The organism is Nocardia sp. CC201C (assembly GCF_030010695.1).
Classification (GTDB): Bacteria; Actinomycetota; Actinomycetes; order Mycobacteriales; family Mycobacteriaceae; genus Nocardia; species Nocardia otitidiscaviarum.
Window position 1 is genome coordinate 1 of record NZ_JASCXP010000130.1, and the last position, 16,829, is coordinate 16,829.

A 16,829-nucleotide genomic window follows, 5' to 3' on the forward strand; every position below is an offset into this window, starting at 1 on the left:
CGCAATGCTGTTGCCGAGTGCGTCCAGCACGCGCCGCGCGGCATCGGAACGCAACTCCACACCAACCCCCCTGTCCCGCGCCGCCACGGCGAACTCCGCCAGCCGGTAGGCCACCGGAGGACCGGTCGGTGCGGTCGACCTGACGGGGGCGGTCGACTCGGCGGGCGCCGTGCGCCCGGTCGGTCCCGTCGATTCGCGGGGCTCGGTCGCTTCTTCGGTCGTGCCGGGTGTCTCGGTCATCGGCTCACCGCCGCGAGTGGGCGTACCGGGGAGCCGGTGCCGCCGACGATGCGCAGGGGAGCGAGGATGAAGACGAATTCGGTCAGTTCGGCCGCCGCGAGTTCCTCGAGTGCGAGGTGTTCGAGGATGTAGATTCCGGAGTCGACCAGCAGCACTCGGTGTACGGGCAGCACGCTGTGTCCCGCGCCGGGGGCGATGCGCTCGTAGGCGGTGGTGTCGGCGCCGGTGGCGGCCACGCCGTGCGCGGCGAGCCAGCGTGCGGCGGGCACGCCCACGCCCGGAACCCCGGTCGTGCCACCGAGATACGTGGGCGGGTCGTCGAAGTGCCGCGCCCAGCCGGTGCGGATGAGCGCCACGTCACCGGGTTCCGGCGTGAACCCGGCGTCGCCCGCCGCGCCGTCGAGGTCGGCCTCGGTCACCTCGTACCCGCCCGGCAGAGTGTCGGTGTCGTGTCGGCGCGCGATGTCGAACAGCAGGCCCCGCCGCAGGAAGCCGGGCAACAGTTCCGCGCCGTGGGCGCTGAACGCGCCGCCCCGCTGAGCGGCCGCGGCGTCGACGCCGCCGTACAGCAGTCCGTCGTGGCTGACGTGACTGAGCGCGTCGATGTGGGTGCCGACGTGCCCGCCGGTCACGATGACCTCATTGGCGGCGGACCCGCCGTCGGGCCGCACCATATCGCCGTGGCGTCGGGCCAGGGTCATGCGGAAGCCGGGATGGTTGGGGGAGCACGGCATACCGGTGAAGAAGGGCTGGCCGAGTTCGATCAGCCGGACGCCGCCGCGCACCGCCTCCAGCAGGGGATCGCGCGTGATGACGGGTCGGGCCGGGCGGTCCGGGGAATGCGCCGGGTACGTCATGCGACCACCCCCGCGTCCCGCAGCGCCGTCAGTGCCGCGGCGTCGACGCCGTACTCGCCCAGCACCTCCGCGGTGTGCGCGCCCAGCGGTGGTCCCGCCCAGCGGATTCGGCCGGGTGTCTCGGAGAGTCGGAACAGCACGTTCTGCATGCGCAGTGTCCCCAGTTCGGCATCGGGCACCTCGGCGATGGTGCCCAGTGCCCGATACTGCGGATCGGTGAGCACGTCGGCGGCGGTGTAGACCGGCGCGATGGCGGCCTCGGCCTTCTCGAAGGCGCGTACCACCTCGTCGGTGGGGCGGTCCGCGATCCACGCCCCGACCGCGGCGTCCAGTTCATCGGCGTGCCGGGCGCGTTCGGCACCGGAGGCGAACCAGGGTTCGTCGATGAACTCCGGCCGCCCGACCAGTCGCATCACCCGCTCGGCCACCGATTGCGCGCTGGTGGACACCGCCACCCATCCGCCGTCGGCGGTCCGGTACACATTGCGCGGTGCGTTGTTCGAGGACCGATTGCCCATGCGCGGCTGGAGTTCGCCCAGTTGGTCGTAGGCGATGAGCTGCGGACCCAGCAGGGTGAGAATCGGTTCGATGATGGCGAGGTCGATCTGCTGGCCGTGTCCGTCGCGATCGCGGGCGCGCAGCGCGGTCATGACGGCGAAAGCGGTCGCCTGCGCCGCGATCCCGTCGGCCAGGCCGAAGGGCGGCAGCGTGGGCGGGCCGTCCGGTTCTCCGGTGACGGCGGCGAATCCGCTCATCGCCTCGGCCAGCGTGCCGAAACCGGGACGGCGGGCATAGGGCCCCACCTGCCCGAATCCGGTCACCCGGGCCAGCACCAGTCCCGGATTGATCTCGCGCAGTTCGGGATAGCCCAATCCCCAGCGCTCCAGGGTTCCGGGGCGGAAGTTCTCGATCACCACGTCGGCGTCGGCCAACATCCGGCGGAAGATCTCCTGCCCTTCCGGTGCGCCCAGATACAGCGTCACCGATTTCTTGTTGCGGCCCAGCATCTTCCACCAGAGGCCGACCCCGTCGCGCTGTGCGCCGTGTCCGCGCACGGGGTCGCCGCCGGGGTGCTCGAGCTTCACCACCTCGGCCCCGAAATCCGCCAGCAGCGTCGCCGCCAGCGGTCCGGCGAACAGCGTCGCCACCTCCAGCACCCGGATTCCCGACAGCGGTCCATCCATCACCCGACTCCTCACCCGCCACCTTGTGTTTCCCAATACGAAACAGCTCAGGACGTTGTGGCGTTGACTATCAGCGCATCCTACTGCGATGATCGCCGAGTTGGAAAAGATGTTTCGCACAGAGAAACTGGAGCAGTCGTGGCGACCGACCTGTTGATCCGGAACGCCCGCGTGGTGCGACCGGGTGATCCGACCACCGACCATCCCGAACCGGTCGATATCGCCGTGCACGACGGCGTCGTCACCGCCATCGGGCCGAATCAGACGGTCACCGACGCGGATCGGGTGGTCGACGCGCAGGGCCTGCTGGCCTTTCCGGGTGTGGTGGACGCCCACCAGCACTGGGGCATCTACCGCGAGCTGTCGCAGGACACCGAGACCGAGAGCCGCGCCTGCGCCCAGGGTGGCGTCACCACCTCCCTCACCTATATGCGCACCGGCCGCTACTACCTGAACCGGGGCGGCGCGTACCGCGATTTCGTCCCCGAGGTGCTGGAGCGGATGTCGGGGCGCTCGTTCGTGGACCACGCCCTGCACCTGGCGCCCATGAGCGCCGAGCACATCGCCGAGATCCCGTCGCTGGTCACCGATTTCGGCATCACCTCGTTCAAGATCTTCATGTTCTACGGCGGGCACGGACTGCACGGCCGTTCGTCAGATCAGGCCGACTTCCTCATGCTGGGGCCACACGAGCGCTACGACCTGGCCCATTTCGAATTCGTCATGCGCGCCGTCCAGCGGGCGCGCGCCGCGTTGGGTCCGCACATCTCACTGTCGCTGCACTGCGAGACCGCCGAGATCATGGCCGCCTACACGGCACTGGTGGAGCGCGAGGGCACCCTCACCGGGCTGCGTGCCTACAGCGCGTCGCGCCCGCCGCACTCCGAGGGCCTGGCCATCACCATGGCCTCCTATCTCGCCCACGAGACCGGACTGGCGAATATCAACCTGCTGCACCTGTCCTCGGCCAAGGCGGTCGCGGCGGCGCTCACCATGGCCGGGGCCTTCCCGCACGTGGACTTCCGCCGCGAGGTCACCATCGGCCACCTGCTGGCCGATGTCGACACCGCGCACGGTATCGGCGGCAAGGTGAATCCGCCGCTGCGCGAGCGCGCCGATGTCGAGGCGCTGTGGCGGCATCTGCTGGCCGGTGAGATCGACTGGGTGGTCAGCGATCACGCCTGCTGTCGGGACGAGCAGAAGTTCGGCGACGATCGCGCGGACGTCTTCGCCGCCAAATCCGGATTCGGCGGCGCGGAGTACCTGCTGCCGGGTCTGGTGGGGGAGGGGACGAAGCGGGGGCTGCCGCTGTCCCGGATCGCCGAGCTGACCTCCGGCAATCCCGCACGCCGGTACGGGCTGTCCGGAAAGGGCGATATCGCACCGGGCCATGACGCCGATATCGTGCTGATCGACCCGGACGCCCGCTGGACCGTGCGCGCCGCCGACTCCGAATCCGCCCAGGAGTACACGCCTTTCGAGGGCTTCGAGATGAACGCCCGCGTCACCGACGTCTTTCTGCGCGGTCGGCGGATCTTCGGCGATGGCCGGGTACAGGGCGATCCGCACGGGGCCTACCTGCGCCGGAAACCGGCCTGAGCGCGGGCCGAGCCGGGCGGCGGTGACCGACACCCGGCGGAGCCGCCGATATCGTGGCCGTTCGAGGGAAGCGGGTGGTAGCGGATGGTTTCGGTGGTACTGGTGCTGCTGGCGGTGGCACAGCTGGGATGCGTCGTGGCGCTGTGGACCGGTTCCGGAGTGCCGTCCGCGCCCTGCTGGCCCCTGACCCTGCTGGGTCTCGGACTCGCCTACGACGCGGCGGTCTTCGGTCTCGGCTCCACTCTCGGTGCGGGCGCGACGCTGCACGCACTGAGCGTCGGCAGGTTCGTCGGGCACGCGGTGCTGACCCCGCTGCTGTTGGTGTGGGCGGCCGAACGCGTGCTCGGCCTGCGTCGCCGCTGGGCCTGGATGCTCGCCGTACTGCTGATGGCCTGGGGCGTGCTGCGCGATCTGCTCGCGCTGCGGCTGGTTCCACGCGAGTTCGCCGACACCCTCCGCTACACCCCTGCGGAACCGCACGGGCCGCCCTGGCCCGTACTGGTCGTGATCGCCGTGGTGCTGCTCGCCGGAATCACGCTGTGGCGCAGGGAGAAGCGGCCCCTGCTGGTGATCGCGGCGGTGGTGCTGGTAGTGGCCTCCGCGGCGGCCTTCGACCTGCCGCCGCTCGGCAATGCCGGTGAGGCCCTACTGTTCGCGGCGGTCGTGGCCGTCGAGCGGGCCGGGGCAGGGCGGGGCCACCGCGCGGGGTCGGATCGGGAAGGTCAGACGGCCGCGGGTGCGTGACCGAACTCGTACTCGCTGAAATCCACCGTGCGGGTGGCGCGGGCGTAACCGATATGCGAACCGGGCCAGACGGCGATGACCTTGCCCTCCTCGGTGTGGTACCAGCCCGGGCAGCCGGTGGTGAACACGGTGTGGCGCAACCGTTCCTGGAGCCGCTCGTTGTAGGCGTCCTGGACCTCGCGGCGCACGTCGAGCCAGCCGCCGCGCTCGGCGATGCGCTCGATGGCGATGCGCGCGTAGCGGGCCTGCTTCTCGAGCATGAACGTGATGGTGTTGGTGATCGAGCCGGTGTTCGGCCCGAACATGAGAAACAGATTCGGGTAGCCGGATACGGTGATCCCCAGATGGGCGTACGGCCCGGACTTCCACTCCGCATGCAGCTTTCGGCCGTCGCGTCCGGTGATGTCGACGGGGGCGAGGTACTCGCTCGCCGTGAACCCGGTGCACCAGACGATCACATCCGCCGCGACCTCGCTGACGTCGGACAGCCGCAGTCCCCGTTCGGTGACCTCCTCCACCCCGTGCGGGTGGAGGGTGGCATGCTCGCGGTCCAGCGCCGGATACCAGTCATTGGACAGCAGTACGCGGTTGCAGCCGAAGCGGTAGGTCGGCAGGACGGCGGCGCGGAGTTCCGGATCGCGGATCTCGCGGCGCATCTTGACCTTCAGCCACAGTTCGAACAGTCGCTGCACCGGTGCGGCCCAGCGGGCGATGAACGGCGCTCGCGACTCGTACCACAGCCATTCGATATTGTGCTGGAGCCGGGCCAGTCCCGGCACCGAACCGAGGACCGCGCGCATCGCGCGGGTGGTGCGATGGTCCCACTTGTTGCCCACCCAGTACGCGGACCGCTGGACGACGTGCAGCTCCGCGACCTGGTCCACGATGGCGGGCACCACCTGCACCGCGCTCGCGCCGCTGCCCACCACCGCGACCCGCTGACCGGTGAGATCGACGTCGTGATCCCACTGCGCGGAATGGAACTGGGCACCGCCGAAGCTCGCCATGCCCGGCAGTTCTGGCAGTCGGGGGCGGGAGAGTTGGCCGGTGGCACAGATGAGCGCGTCGAATCGCAGCACCTCGCCGGCCGCGGTCTCCACCCGCCAGCGGCCGCTGTCCTCCTCGAAGGCGGCGGCGGTGACCTCGGTGCCGAATCGAATGCGCGGGGTGACGCCGAAGCTGTCGGCGGTGCGCCGCAGGTAGTCGTGGATCTCCGGCTGCGTGCCGAACCGGCGCGACCAGTTCGTCTCCAGTGCGTAGGAGAGCGAGTAGATGGGGGAGGGCACATCGCATGCCGCACCGGGATAGGAGTTGGCCCGCCACACCCCGCCCACCGAATCGCCCCGCTCGAAGATCGTGTAGTCGCCGATGCCGTGGCGGTCCAATTCGATGGCCGCCGCCACACCGCCGAAACCCGCGCCGATGATCCCGACCGACACCGTCCTGCTCGTCATGGTTCGACGCTAGGAGCCGACCCCGAATCGCCGCGATGTCCGCTCCGGGTGTCCTATTGTCATTTACGGACATGAGCGCTTCGATCACACCACCGCCGCGCGCCTGGGATCATCCGCGCGGACCGGCCGCCGCCCGCATCCTCGTCGAGCTGGGTGGCGAGTACGGGATGAGTGCGAGCGAATGCCTGTCCGGTACCGGGCTGTGCGCCACGGACCTGACCCGGCCCGATACCGTGGTCGAAGCCGGACAGGAACTGGCCATCGCCCGCGCCCTGCTGGACCGGATCGGTGACCGGCCCGGTCTCGGAATCGCGGCCGGGCTGCGCTACACCGTCGGTACCCTCGGCGTCTGGGGTTACGCCATGCTGTCCGCCGCGACCGTGCGCGAGGCGATCCGGCTCGGGGTGCGGTACGCCGAATTGTCCTTCGCCTTCATCGAACCGGTGCTCGCCGCCGACGGGCCGGACCTGACCGTCACCTTCGACGACAGCGCCATTCCGGCCGATGTGCGCGCCTTCTTCGTGGAGCGGGAACTCACCAAGATCGCCGTCCTGGCTCCGGCCGCCATCGGCGCGGGGAGCGGGATGCGCATCGAGACCGCCTTCACCGGAGCCCGCGCGGCCCGGCTGCGGGAGCGGCTGCCCGGCGTCGACCTGCGCACCGATGCCGCCCGGCATCGCCTGGTGTTCAGCGCCCGACTACTGGATCATCCACTCACCCAATCCGATTCGACCACCGCGCTGCTGCTGGAACAGCAGTGCCGACGGCTGCTCGAAACCCGGCGGGCCCGCCGCGGCACGGCGGGCCGCGTCCGGTCGCTGATCCTGGCCGAACTCGCCGACGGGCCGACCGCCGCCACCGTCGCGGCCCGGCTGCACCTGGACGAGCGCACGCTGCGCCGCCGGCTGCACGCCGAAGGCACCACCTTCCGCGAACTGCTCGACGAGGTGCGCCACACCCTCGCCACCGAACTGCTGGCCCTGGATCGCCTCACCCTGGCCGATATCGCGCGCCGGCTCGGCTACCACGACGCCGCCAATTTCAGCCGCGCCCACCGCCGGTGGACCGGCCGGGCACCGCGCACCACCGCTACCCCTTCCGGCCGGTACGACCCGGCCGATACGCGATAATGACCAGGTGACTCAGAGCAAGCGGGGTAAACCGGGTCCGGGCCGCCCGGCCGGAATCGACAGCGTCGACACGCGACAGCGGGTTGTCGACGCCGCCATTCGCTGCTTCGCTCAGCACGGCTACGGACCGGCGACCAACAGCGTCATCGCCGGTATCGCGGGGGTCACCGCCGGGGCGGTCTACTACCACTTCGGCACCAAGAGCCAGTTGTTCGAAACCGTCTGCGCCGAGGTGTACGGCCGCATCCAGGACCGCGCGGCGGCCGCCATCGACGGTGCGCTCTCGGTGCGCGAACTGCTGCAAGCCCTGCTGGCGGTCTCCATGCGGATCAACCACGAACATCCGGAACTCGCCGGGTTCGTCGCGACCGCACCGATCGACGCCCGACGGCACGCCGAACTCTCGGAAGCCTTCGCCGCCGTGAGCAAGGGCATGGTCGAAGGCGTGGCCGAGGCGGTGACCCGAGGGCAGGCCGCCGGACGAATCCCGGCCGACCTCGACCCGGTGCAGATCGCCCGGCTCATCCTCGCCGTCGTGGACGGTTTCGCGCACGCCGCCGCGGCCTCCGACCCCATCGAAATGGATATCCTGGACAGCTTGTTCGAGCGCCTGCTGCTCGACGCCACCACCTAGGCGGGCGATGCGGCCACGCACCGCCCGCCGGGTGTTCAGGCGGGCCGGGCGACCCGGTCGGTGAAGGTGCCGTGGAAGGTGAGCGGCATGTGGTGGCGCAGGGTGCCGCGGTAGAGCGGGTCGGCCAGGAGGTCGCGCGCGTCCAGTACGAGCACGCTGGCGAGTTCGGTGGTGCGGTCCTGGGTCAGGGCCAGCAGCCAGCCGTCGTCCTCGGCGCTCGCACCGGGGCGGGGGACGAACAGGGCCTCGTGGGCCAGGGTGTCGTCCGGCAGTCGGTGCACCGACTCCTTGCCGGTGTCGGTGTCCAGCTTGGCGATCGAACTCGGGTAGGGGGTGCCGTCGGCGCTGGCGGCCAGGTACACGTAGCGGTTGCGGCGGCTGGTGTGGCCCAGGTTGTAGGTGGGGAAGTCGCCGTGCAGGTCGGAGAGGATCTCGTGGATCACCCGGCCGGTGGGGGTGACGCGCAGCCGGGTGAGCCTGCCGCCGTAGGGTTTTCCGGCACCGAGCATGCCGTCGCGCACAGTGCTGAGCTGGCCGTTGAGTTCCGTCCAGGAGGCGTCGTAGTCCACCAGCTCCACCACGGTGTCCGAGCCGTCCTCGTAGGTGTTGGCCAGATGCAGGTGCATGAGCGGATCGGTGTGCAGCACCCGGGGTTTGCCGCCGTCGCGGGGCACCAGGCCGATCATGGTGCCGCGCCGGGCGTCGTAGTCGATGGCCTCGATGAAATTGCGCATGCCCAGGCCCGCACCGAGGAATTTGCCGATCGGGAACACCAGGGGCGGGATGGCGAACACCAGGTGGCGTTCGGTGAGGCCCATATCGTGATTGAACATCGGGGTGGGCAGTCCGAGCGACCCCAGCGCGTGCAGCGTGCCGCCGCGGTCGACCCGGTAGCAGGCGAGCTGGGGGCGCGGGAACATGGACAGGCCGAAGTTGAACATCTCGCCGGTGCGGGGATCCCAGCGCGGATGAGCGGAGAACGCGCCGATCCAGGTGAGCCCGCCGTAAAAATCGTGTACGCCCACGGTGGCCAGGGTGTCGGGGTCGATCTCGGTGGGTCGCCCGCCCTCCCACAGCGCCAGCAGCTTCCCGGCGTGCACGGCCACACTGGTATTGGCCACATTGGCCGGGAATCGCAGTGCGTTGGTGAGGATTCCGCCGGATCGCAGGGTACCCAGCGCGCGATACGGCGCGCCGTGCGCGGTGAGCGACCGCCGATAGTGCTTGGTGCGGACGAACCGGTTGCGGAAGTGCAGTCGCCCGTCGTCGAAGGCGTACATGGACAGCATGCCGTCACCGTCGAACAGATGGCCGAGCGGTTGGCCCCCGGCGTCCATCTTGCCCGGTCCGTTGCGATACATGGTGCCGCGCAGGCTCTCCGGGACTGCTCCGGTGAAATCGTCTACCGTGTAGTCGAATTCGTCGTGCAGCGGCAGATAGTCGCGACCGGTCGCGGTCTGGTCGGATGTCGTGGTCGGGCTGGACATGGCCCCTCCTGGATCATGAGAGCGCGGGACGCACGCGCAGCGTGCAGGACAGTTCGGGCAGATGGGGTTCGAATTCCAGCGGCATCGCCGAGGTGGCGTCGAAGACGCGCTCACAGGCCGCCTTGCAGCCCATGAGGCAGGAATTCGTCTGTGCGGCGGGCGCGGACACCGAGGCGTGCATGGCGCATTCGGGGATCTCGTACACCAGGGTGCCGTCGGCCTCGACCGCCGTGCGGCGGATGGGTCCGACCAGGAAGGTCGCGAAGCCGACCCCCGCGTCCATGACCGACGGGTACATGCCCTGGGGAATGAGCCGCAGCGAGGCGAAGGCCGGGAGCAGATAGCGCAGCCAGCGGCGCAGCCGGATCGACACCGCCGTGGCGACCAGGTCGGTGACGTCCTCGACCGGCATGACCTTCGTCAATTCGGTGGTGGCCCATTCGAGTTCGGTGACGAACTGGCCGTAGCGGCGCTTCCAGGACCAGCGCGGTCCCTCCAGGAACCGGTTGCCGGTGCGCTTGGCGGTGACGGCCGCCCAGCCCGCGTCCACCGCGGCGCGGTCGTCGGCGACCACCCGCAGCACGGGCAGCAGGACGGCTTCGGGCACGTCACCGACGCGGGCCAGCATGGACCGCATGATCAGGTCGTCGCGCAGCGCGGTGAGCGCGCCGGTGGGTTGGGGACTGTTCATACTTCCACCTCTCGTCTTTCCACCTCTCGTCGACGGCGAGCGCCGTCAGGGAATATCGACCCGCGCGGCCTTCCACTGCCCGTCGACCAGCCGCATGGTCATGACGATGCGGCTGCGGTCCACCCGCGGGTCCGGCATCTCGGTATTGGTCACCGTCTGGTCGACGAACAGCAGCACCACCACCTCGTCCCGGGTGGCGGATTGGACGGCCGACTGCAGCACCACGCCCTTGCCCGCCGCCCGGTGGTCGATCAGCAGCTGCCGCAGCTGACTGCTGGACTGGGTGTATGCGTCGCGGAACTCGCCGGTGGAGCCGTCCAGGACAGCCTGGAAATTGGCGTCCAGATCGGCGCTGTCCACCGAGGTCAGGGTGACGGCGTAGGTCTCGGCGGCACGCAGCGCGGCGGCACTCGCCTGCTCGGTGGCCCGCACCTCGCGGTACTGCCAGCCGAAGTACGCGGCGGCGGCCCCGAGGCCGATGATGAGCAGCAGCGCGATCGCCGGGGCGAGGCGGCGCGCACCGGCCGCGGGGCGCCACCGGATACGGATGGTCTTGGCCACGCGGGAATGTGCCGGAGTCGTGGGACCTGTCGCGTCCGACGATTCCGCCGCGCCGGCGCTGCCTGCTGATGCCGCCGACGCCACCGGTGTCGCCTTGTCCGAGGGGGCTCCGTCGTCCGCTGGTGTCACTTCGCCTGCCGGGGTGGCGTTGTCTCCTGGTGTCGCTTCGCCTGCCGGGGCCGAGCTGTCTGCTGGTGTCGCCTTGTCCGCGCGGGCCGAGCTGTCTGCCGGGGCCGGTGTGCCTGAACGGGCCGCCTTCTCTGCTGGGGCCGCCTGGTCGATCGGGTCCGCGCGAGTCGCGGGATCGGCCATGGACGACCGGCTGCTGTCGGGTGCGGTGGACTTCGCGGTCGCGACGTCGGTGTCGGAGGGGGTTTCGCGGTCGCGGTCGGTGCGCATGTCGTCGGTGCTGCTGTCGCAGCCGGTGCTGTCGGTGGCGGTGGTAGTCGCGGTCTCGGGCGGTGTCGAGGTGGGGGAGTCGGCGTCCTGATCGAGGACGTCGATGGTCTTGTCGGGCATGGCGTTTCCTAGGGGTCGAGCTACTTGCCCTGCCGGTGGGGCTCGGATTCGGGCGGCATGACGGGGCCGCCGTAGGGCAGCGGGATGGTGTGCGGTCCGATCGGTGTCGGGTCGGTGCGGCGCATGGGGTCGTATCCGGGTGGCGGACCGGCGGTGTCGTCGCCGGGGGGCACCGGTGCGTTGCGGGCTCCCCGGACCAGCAGCGCCGGATCGGGATTGGCGCAGTAGGTGTACATGTAGGGCTCCGGATAGCTGGGGTCGAACGGCACGTCGCGCGGATGCGGGTAGTCGCAGTAGTGGCGGAAGTACAGGTTGGCCACCGCCCACACCCCGCCGTCGTGCATGGTGGAGGCGACGGCGTCGAGGACCGAGCCGCGGTCGTCGCGCAGCAGATGGGTCAGCGCGGGCACCCGGATATAGGAGAGCTGGGCGACGGTGGCGAGATTGCCGAGCAGCTGCACCATGGTGGGGGAGTTGTCGGCGATCAGGGTGTCGAGTGCGGCCAGGGTGCGCGGGCTGTGCTCGATGAGCTGCCGCAGCCCGGCGTCCTTGGCCCCGGCGGCGTTGAGCGTGGCGGTGAGATTCGCGGTGGCCGTGCGCATTCCGTCGGCCTTGTCGATCATGAGCTGGAAGACCGGTCGACTGTCGCGCAGCAGGGCGGTGGTCTGCGGCAGGACGCCGTCCAGGCTGGAGACCAGCAGTTCCATGCCGCCCAGCAGGTTCCGCAGTGTGCGCGGTCCCTCCGGTCCGACGCCGAGCTCGTCCACGATGGCCCGCAGCCGCTCCGGATCGGTTTGCGCCAGCAGGCCGTCGATATTGCCGAGCACCCGCCACAGCGGCACCGGCACGACGGTGCGGTCCTGGGTGATCAGGCTGCCGTCGGTCAGCAGCGGCCCACCCTGCGAGCTGGGTTCGAAGTTCAGGTACTGCTCACCGGCGGGGGACAGCCCCGACACCCGCACCGCCGTGCCGTCGCGCGGAATGCGCGCGGTCCCGTCGACCCGGGCCACCGCCCGCACACCGTCGGCGGTCAGCTCCACCGACTCCACCCGTCCGATCGGCACGCCGCGCAGGGTGACGTCCTGTCCGGCCAGCAGTCCGCCGGATTCGCTGAGCTGTACCCGAATCCGCATCTGAGTGGCGAACGGATCGGTGCGCAGCGCGCCGAACATGATGTAGGCCCCGGCCAGGGCCAGCAGCGCCACCTGCGCGACCACCGACAGCGCGAGCCGGTGCGCCGTCGCGGCCCGGGCGGTGCGCACCAGCAGGCGCGCCGGTGGTTCCAGCATGCTCATCGCCCCGCCCCCGTCACGCGATTGCCGAGCTGGGTGAGCACGAAGGCCAGCGATCCGACGAAGTTCGCCAGATCGGCCTGCTCCGGGAACCGGAACGCCGAATCGGCCAGGTGGCCGGGATCGTCCACCGGACCGATCACCACCTGCCGCAGTTCCACATCGGCGTGGGCGGCGTTGGAGCTGAAGAACTTCAGCGTCGGCGGCAGGATGCGCAGCAGGTTGGCCATGGTGACGCGCGGATCCACGGCGGATTCGTTGAAGGCCGCCGACACCATGTTCAGGTCGTGCACGATGCTGCGGGTGTCGGTGCCCTGAATCGCCGGGAACTTCTCCAGATGCCGGGTCAGCGCGGCGATCTGGTCGGCGAGGGTGACCATGCGCGCGGTGTTGTCGGCGATCACGGCGAGGGCGGGTCCGGCCGCGCCGAGAATCTCGTCGATGGCGGTGCGCCGCGCGTCCAGGCCGTCGGCCAGTGCCGCGGTGCGGGCCAGCACGCCGCGTAGTTCTTCGGAGCGGGCCGCCATGGTGGCCAGCAGATCCCGCGACTGCGCGATGACGGCGGTCAGGCGCGCACCCCCGTCGTTCATGGCGTCGCCCATACCGTTGAGCACCCGGGTGAGGTTGCGGATCACGCCGCCGTTGACCAGGAGGGTGGTGGAGGCGAGGACATCCTCGACGGTGGCGGCGGCCGCGGTGGACGGCAGCGGGATGGTGTCACCGTCGCGCAGCGCCGTGTCGCCGCCACCTCCGGCGGGCGGCACCAGGGAGACGAAGATATCGCCCAGTGGTGTGGCCGAACGCAATTCGGCCCGGGTGCCGGTGGGTAGCGCGACGGTGTCGAGAATGCGCATCGACACCACCGCCGTGTAGTCGCGGGCGGTCATGGACACCACCTCGCCGACGTCCGCGCCGCCGACCCGGACCTTGGCGCGATCGGGCAGGTTGAGGGCATTGGAGAACACCGCGTTCAGGTGATAGCTCGGGCCGTTCACCCCGGGCGCGGGCAGCGGCAGGTCCTCCACGCTGACCGAGCAGCCCGCGAGCAGGGCCGCGGTGGCGCAGACGGTGACCGGCAGCGGTCGACGGCGGCTCACGGGTGCATCCTCGTCATCGCCTCGAGTACCGACGTGACGCCGAAATCCGGCCCCATATCGCTGAAATTGCCGGTGCTGCACCCTAGTTGGCGTAGTCCGAGAATATTGCACACCTCCTTGGTCATGGAGCTGTCGAAGAACACCGAATCGAAGTGCGCGCCGACCCGCAGATAGCCGTTGCGCTGGTCGATGGCGTTCACCACGTTGTCCACCGCCAGCGGGGCGAGATTGAAGACCTCGGCGAGTTCGCGCCGGTAGTCCACCAGCGCGCGGGCGAAGGAATCGCTGCTGGCCACGGTGGCGCGCAGATCGTCGCGATGCTCGGTGAGCAGGGCGGTGATGCGGTCGAGCACCTCGTTGAGCAGTCGCCCCGTCTCACCTTGCCCCAGCTGTTCCCGCACCAGCAGGTCGCTGAGTTGCCCGACGCCGGAACCGAACTGGTCGAGCAGCTGCTGATTGCGGGCGGCGGCGTCGGTGAGCGCGGCGAGTTCGGTGACGATGGTGGTGATGGCCTGGCGGGTGCCCTCGCCGTCGTCGGCCCCGGTGCGCAGCGCCTCCGACAGCGTGCCGAGCGCCGAGCGCAGTTGCTCACCACTGCCCGCCGCCATGGCCGCGGTGCTGTCGAGGATCTCGGCGACGGGGCCGCCGCCGCGACCGTCGCCGCCCAGCGCGGTGCCCAGCTTGTCCACCATGTTCAGGATGCGGTCGAACTCGATGGGCGTTCTGGTGCGGGTCAGGCCGAGCACCGCGCCGTCGGGCAGGGTCGGGCCGTCGGTGTAGGGCGGGGTGAGTTCGATATGCCGTTCGGTGAGAATCGAGGTGCCGACGGTGACGGCCTGCACGGTGTCGGGCAGGCGCACGCCGCTGTCGATGCGCAGTTCGATCTCGACGTATTCGCCCTTGGCGGTGATGTTCTCGACCGTGCCGACCGGCATGCCGAGCACCGCGACCGCATTGCCCTGGTAGAGGCCGATGGCATTGTCGAACTGGGCGATGATGGTGCGCGGCGCGGTCCCGGTGCCGGGCAGTACCGCGAATCCGGCGGCGACCAGCGCCGCGACCAGAGCCGCGATCGCGCCGGTACGGAGGGCTCGGTGGCGGAGGGCTGGGTATCTCATCGGCAGTCCTCGAAGTACCGGAAGTGTTCGGGCCAGTGGTGCTGCTCGGCATTGGCGCTGATCGCGCACATCCAGGAATCCACCATGAGCCCGCCGGGCAGCAGGAAGTCCAGGAACGGGCCGGTGCCGGTGGCATTGGTGATATTGCGGACGGCGATCGGCATGGCCTGGAACATATTGCGCAGCAACTCGTCGTGGTCGCCGATCATGCCGGTGAGGGTGCGGATGTCGACCAGCAGCGAGTCGATGTGCTCCCGATTGCCGACCGCCACCGTATGCGCGATGGTGACCAGTTGGGTCGCGGCATCCAGCAGTCGCACCACACCGGCCCGGCGGGCGAGGATTTCCCGCACCATGACATCGCCCTGTCCGATGAGGGCGGCCATATCGCCGCTCTGGTCGCCGAGGATGGTGGCCAGTTGGGCGGTATTGCGCAACAGTGCGCCGATCTGATCGCGGCGTTCGGCGATCATCCGCGACAGGTTCTCCACATTGGCCAGTGCCTCGGGCAGGATCGCGGGCGTATCGCGCAGCTGTGCCGCCAGCAGGCCCATGGATCGCGCGAAACGATCGGCGTCGACCTGTTCGAAAGTGGCGGTCGAATCCTGTAGCAGCTTCTGCAGATCGTAGGGAACCGTGGTGTGCGTCAGTGGGATTCGTCCGTCCGGCAGTGATCCGTCACCGGCGGGCATGAGCGCGATCGAGCGAGCGCCCAGTACGGTGGTGAGGACGATCTCAGCGCGGGTCTGCGCGCCGAGGGCGACGTCGCCGTCGATCTTCATGCGGACGAGCACGCGGTCGCCGGCGAGTTCGGTGCCGCCCACGGTTCCCACCGGCACCCCCGCGACCGTCACCTGATCACCCGGCCGGATGCCCGCCGCCTGTCCGAACTCGGCGGTGTAGGTGGCCTGGCCGATGTGCAGCGTGGTCACCAGGGTGGTGGCGGCGACCGCCAGGACGAGCGCGGCCAGCGCCAGCGCACCGAGCCAGGTCTGGCGCAGCGATTCCAGGGGCCGGTCGCGCAGTCGCCGACCGATACCGACGGAGCGTGGAATGAGGCTGCGCGGCGTGCTGTTTCGCGCTGTCGCTGTCATGGCATATCACCTGCACTGTGCCGAGTACCTGCGCTGCCCACCGGGGGTCGCGCTGTCGACGATCGCGGGAACGACGGGGGCGATCAGGTCGAGAATCGTGAAGTTGAAGTCGCACGCCTGCGCGCTCATGGCGGTGCTGTCCCCGGTCACCCGGGCCAGCCCCTTGAACACCGCGGGCAGGTTCGCCCCCAGGGTGGCGACGCCGTCCGGATTGCCGACGATGGTCGCCAGCCACCCCGGCTCCCGGGCCAGCAACTGCTCCAGATCCGGTGCCGCCCCGGTGATCACCGCCGCGAGCCGGCCGACCGTTCCGGAGATCGCGCCGAGCGAGGAAACCAGCTCACCGCGCTGCTCGGCGAGCCCGTCCACCACCGTGCGGACCTGGGTGAGGGTGGTCTGCAACCGGGTGCCCTGCGCGGCGAGGGTGGCCACCACCCCGTTCAGGCTGGTGATCACCTTGCCGAGCAGCTCGTCGGGTCCGGCCACCACCTGTGCCAGTCGGGACGTCTCGGTGATGAGCGTGGTGAGTGCGTGCACATCGCCCTGGAGCGCCTCGATGAGTGCGGTGGACAGATTGCCGCGGTCGGCCGGGTCGAGCAGCGTGAACAGCGGTTCGAAACCATTGAGCAGACCGGTGAGATCGAAGGAGGGCTCGGTGTGTTCGACCGGGATGGTGGCGCCGTCGGGCAGCCGTGCGGGTTGACCGAAGTCGGCCAGAGTGAGGCCGAGATAGCGTTGTCCGGCGATGTTCTGGTAGACGATCGAGGCGCGGGTATCGCCGTAGACCGGCTGATCGCGCCGCACCCGGAAGCGCACCCGGGCGCGGGTGCCGTCGAGTTCCACGGCGTCGACCCTGCCCACCCGCACCCCGGCGATCCGCACATCCGAGCCCTTGCGCAGGCCCGAGGCATCGGTGAACATCGCGGTGTAGGAATGCGTGGGACCCTGTACATCCCGCCGTAACGTGACGAATATCGTCCAGGTCAGCGACAGGCTCACCACGAGAAAAGCGGCCAGCCACAGCAGGTTTCGTCGGTGTGCTGTCATCGTTGGCCCTCCGTCGAGCGACCGGTCTGTGGAACCGGGGTGAATACCGGTGGTGCGGGCGGAGTTCCGAGCGGGCCGAGC

16 protein-coding genes and 1 pseudogene are annotated in these 16,829 nt (G+C 69.9%); 5 read left to right on the forward strand and 12 right to left on the reverse strand.

Annotated elements, in window-relative coordinates; all coding sequences use genetic code 11:
* From QK444_RS15770 to QK444_RS15780, 3 genes and pseudogenes are all read right to left on the reverse strand, one after another.
* Nucleotides 1-240: pseudogene (locus tag QK444_RS15770) on the reverse strand (hypothetical protein); the annotation flags it as partial.
* The gene (locus QK444_RS15775) at nucleotides 237-1,097 is read right to left on the reverse strand and encodes a cyclase family protein (protein WP_282781042.1); all 861 of its coding nucleotides are present in this window, start codon (nucleotides 1,095-1,097) and stop codon (nucleotides 237-239) included. The gene QK444_RS15775 and the pseudogene QK444_RS15770, both read right to left, overlap by 4 nt.
* Entirely contained in the window at nucleotides 1,094-2,281 is a 1,188-nt protein-coding gene (locus QK444_RS15780; protein WP_282781044.1) for a CoA transferase, read from the reverse strand. The genes QK444_RS15775 and QK444_RS15780 overlap by 4 nt, the downstream gene beginning before the upstream one ends.
* Nucleotides 2,282-2,419: 138 nt before the next feature.
* On the opposite strand from QK444_RS15780, the gene QK444_RS15785 reads away from it, so the two are divergent.
* Both QK444_RS15785 and QK444_RS15790 read left to right on the forward strand, forming a co-directional pair.
* Nucleotides 2,420-3,880: a dihydroorotase family protein gene (locus QK444_RS15785; protein ID WP_282781045.1), complete on the forward strand. Its 1,461-nt coding sequence runs from the start codon at nucleotides 2,420-2,422 to the stop codon at nucleotides 3,878-3,880.
* An 84-nt stretch (nucleotides 3,881-3,964) separates the two neighbouring features.
* Entirely contained in the window at nucleotides 3,965-4,624 is a 660-nt protein-coding gene (locus QK444_RS15790) for a hypothetical protein (RefSeq protein ID WP_282781047.1), read from the forward strand.
* Here QK444_RS15790 and QK444_RS15795 read toward each other — a convergent pair.
* Entirely contained in the window at nucleotides 4,603-6,078 is a 1,476-nt protein-coding gene (locus QK444_RS15795; protein ID WP_282781049.1) for an NAD(P)/FAD-dependent oxidoreductase, read from the reverse strand. The two genes, QK444_RS15790 and QK444_RS15795, sit on opposite strands and share 22 nt — an antisense overlap.
* Nucleotides 6,079-6,149: 71 nt before the next feature.
* Between QK444_RS15795 and QK444_RS15800 the strand changes: the two genes are divergently transcribed.
* Nucleotides 6,150-7,208: an AraC family transcriptional regulator gene (locus tag QK444_RS15800; RefSeq protein WP_282781051.1), complete on the forward strand. Its 1,059-nt coding sequence runs from the start codon at nucleotides 6,150-6,152 to the stop codon at nucleotides 7,206-7,208.
* Between the two features lie 7 nt (nucleotides 7,209-7,215).
* The gene (locus QK444_RS15805) at nucleotides 7,216-7,842 is read left to right on the forward strand and encodes a TetR/AcrR family transcriptional regulator (RefSeq protein ID WP_282781053.1); all 627 of its coding nucleotides are present in this window, start codon (nucleotides 7,216-7,218) and stop codon (nucleotides 7,840-7,842) included.
* Nucleotides 7,843-7,877: 35 nt separating this feature from the next.
* Here the strand turns inward: QK444_RS15805 and QK444_RS15810 are convergent, their stop codons facing one another.
* From QK444_RS15810 to QK444_RS15820, 3 genes are read right to left on the reverse strand one after another with little or no spacing between them, the layout of a single operon-like run.
* Nucleotides 7,878-9,329, reverse strand: a complete 1,452-nt coding sequence (locus QK444_RS15810; RefSeq protein WP_282781055.1) for a carotenoid oxygenase family protein — start codon at nucleotides 9,327-9,329, stop codon at nucleotides 7,878-7,880.
* Between the two features lie 13 nt (nucleotides 9,330-9,342).
* Nucleotides 9,343-10,020, reverse strand: coding sequence for a hypothetical protein (locus tag QK444_RS15815; protein WP_282781057.1), 678 nt, complete (start codon nucleotides 10,018-10,020; stop codon nucleotides 9,343-9,345).
* A gap of 45 nt (nucleotides 10,021-10,065) precedes the next feature.
* Nucleotides 10,066-10,581 (reverse strand): Mce protein, encoded by a 516-nt coding sequence (locus QK444_RS15820; protein WP_282781059.1) that lies wholly within the window; start codon nucleotides 10,579-10,581, stop codon nucleotides 10,066-10,068.
* Nucleotides 10,582-10,891: 310 nt separating this feature from the next.
* On the opposite strand from QK444_RS15820, the gene QK444_RS15825 reads away from it, so the two are divergent.
* Nucleotides 10,892-11,071 carry a hypothetical protein gene (locus QK444_RS15825; RefSeq protein WP_282781061.1) on the forward strand — a complete coding sequence of 60 codons (180 nt, stop codon included), beginning with the start codon at nucleotides 10,892-10,894 and terminating at the stop codon, nucleotides 11,069-11,071.
* Between the two features lie 49 nt (nucleotides 11,072-11,120).
* Here QK444_RS15825 and QK444_RS15830 read toward each other — a convergent pair whose 3' ends face one another.
* Genes QK444_RS15830 through QK444_RS15850 form a run of 5 tightly spaced genes read right to left on the reverse strand, consistent with a single transcriptional unit; the run spans nucleotide 11,121 to nucleotide 16,748 of the window.
* Nucleotides 11,121-12,395 carry an MlaD family protein gene (locus QK444_RS15830; protein WP_282781063.1) on the reverse strand — a complete coding sequence of 425 codons (1,275 nt, stop codon included), beginning with the start codon at nucleotides 12,393-12,395 and terminating at the stop codon, nucleotides 11,121-11,123.
* A complete protein-coding gene (locus QK444_RS15835; RefSeq protein WP_282781065.1) occupies nucleotides 12,392-13,489 on the reverse strand; it encodes an MlaD family protein in 1,098 nt (365 codons plus the stop codon). The genes QK444_RS15830 and QK444_RS15835 overlap by 4 nt, the downstream gene beginning before the upstream one ends.
* Nucleotides 13,486-14,607: an MCE family protein gene (locus QK444_RS15840; protein WP_282781067.1), complete on the reverse strand. Its 1,122-nt coding sequence runs from the start codon at nucleotides 14,605-14,607 to the stop codon at nucleotides 13,486-13,488. The genes QK444_RS15835 and QK444_RS15840 overlap by 4 nt, the downstream gene beginning before the upstream one ends.
* Nucleotides 14,604-15,701 (reverse strand): MCE family protein, encoded by a 1,098-nt coding sequence (locus QK444_RS15845; RefSeq protein ID WP_282781069.1) that lies wholly within the window; start codon nucleotides 15,699-15,701, stop codon nucleotides 14,604-14,606. Before QK444_RS15845 ends, QK444_RS15840 begins: the two co-directional genes overlap by 4 nt.
* A gap of 6 nt (nucleotides 15,702-15,707) precedes the next feature.
* A complete protein-coding gene (locus QK444_RS15850; protein ID WP_282781071.1) occupies nucleotides 15,708-16,748 on the reverse strand; it encodes an MlaD family protein in 1,041 nt (346 codons plus the stop codon).
* Nucleotides 16,749-16,829: the final 81 nt, after the last annotated feature.

What these genes read in the sequence shown, in the direction of transcription:
- QK444_RS15825 (WP_282781061.1), top strand. Translation starts at nt 10,892, where the DNA reads ATGGACGACCGGCTGCTGTCGGGTGCGGTGGACTTCGCGGTCGCGACG.
- QK444_RS15780 (WP_282781044.1), bottom strand. Translation starts at nt 2,281, where the DNA reads ATGGATGGACCGCTGTCGGGAATCCGGGTGCTGGAGGTGGCGACGCTG.
- QK444_RS15775 (WP_282781042.1), bottom strand. Translation starts at nt 1,097, where the DNA reads ATGACGTACCCGGCGCATTCCCCGGACCGCCCGGCCCGACCCGTCATC.
- QK444_RS15850 (WP_282781071.1), bottom strand. Translation starts at nt 16,748, where the DNA reads ATGACAGCACACCGACGAAACCTGCTGTGGCTGGCCGCTTTTCTCGTG.
- QK444_RS15840 (WP_282781067.1), bottom strand. Translation starts at nt 14,607, where the DNA reads ATGAGATACCCAGCCCTCCGCCACCGAGCCCTCCGTACCGGCGCGATC.
- QK444_RS15810 (WP_282781055.1), bottom strand. Translation starts at nt 9,329, where the DNA reads ATGTCCAGCCCGACCACGACATCCGACCAGACCGCGACCGGTCGCGAC.
- QK444_RS15845 (WP_282781069.1), bottom strand. Translation starts at nt 15,701, where the DNA reads ATGACAGCGACAGCGCGAAACAGCACGCCGCGCAGCCTCATTCCACGC.
- QK444_RS15830 (WP_282781063.1), bottom strand. Translation starts at nt 12,395, where the DNA reads ATGAGCATGCTGGAACCACCGGCGCGCCTGCTGGTGCGCACCGCCCGG.
- QK444_RS15815 (WP_282781057.1), bottom strand. Translation starts at nt 10,020, where the DNA reads ATGAACAGTCCCCAACCCACCGGCGCGCTCACCGCGCTGCGCGACGAC.
- QK444_RS15795 (WP_282781049.1), bottom strand. Translation starts at nt 6,078, where the DNA reads ATGACGAGCAGGACGGTGTCGGTCGGGATCATCGGCGCGGGTTTCGGC.
- QK444_RS15800 (WP_282781051.1), top strand. Translation starts at nt 6,150, where the DNA reads ATGAGCGCTTCGATCACACCACCGCCGCGCGCCTGGGATCATCCGCGC.
- QK444_RS15790 (WP_282781047.1), top strand. Translation starts at nt 3,965, where the DNA reads ATGGTTTCGGTGGTACTGGTGCTGCTGGCGGTGGCACAGCTGGGATGC.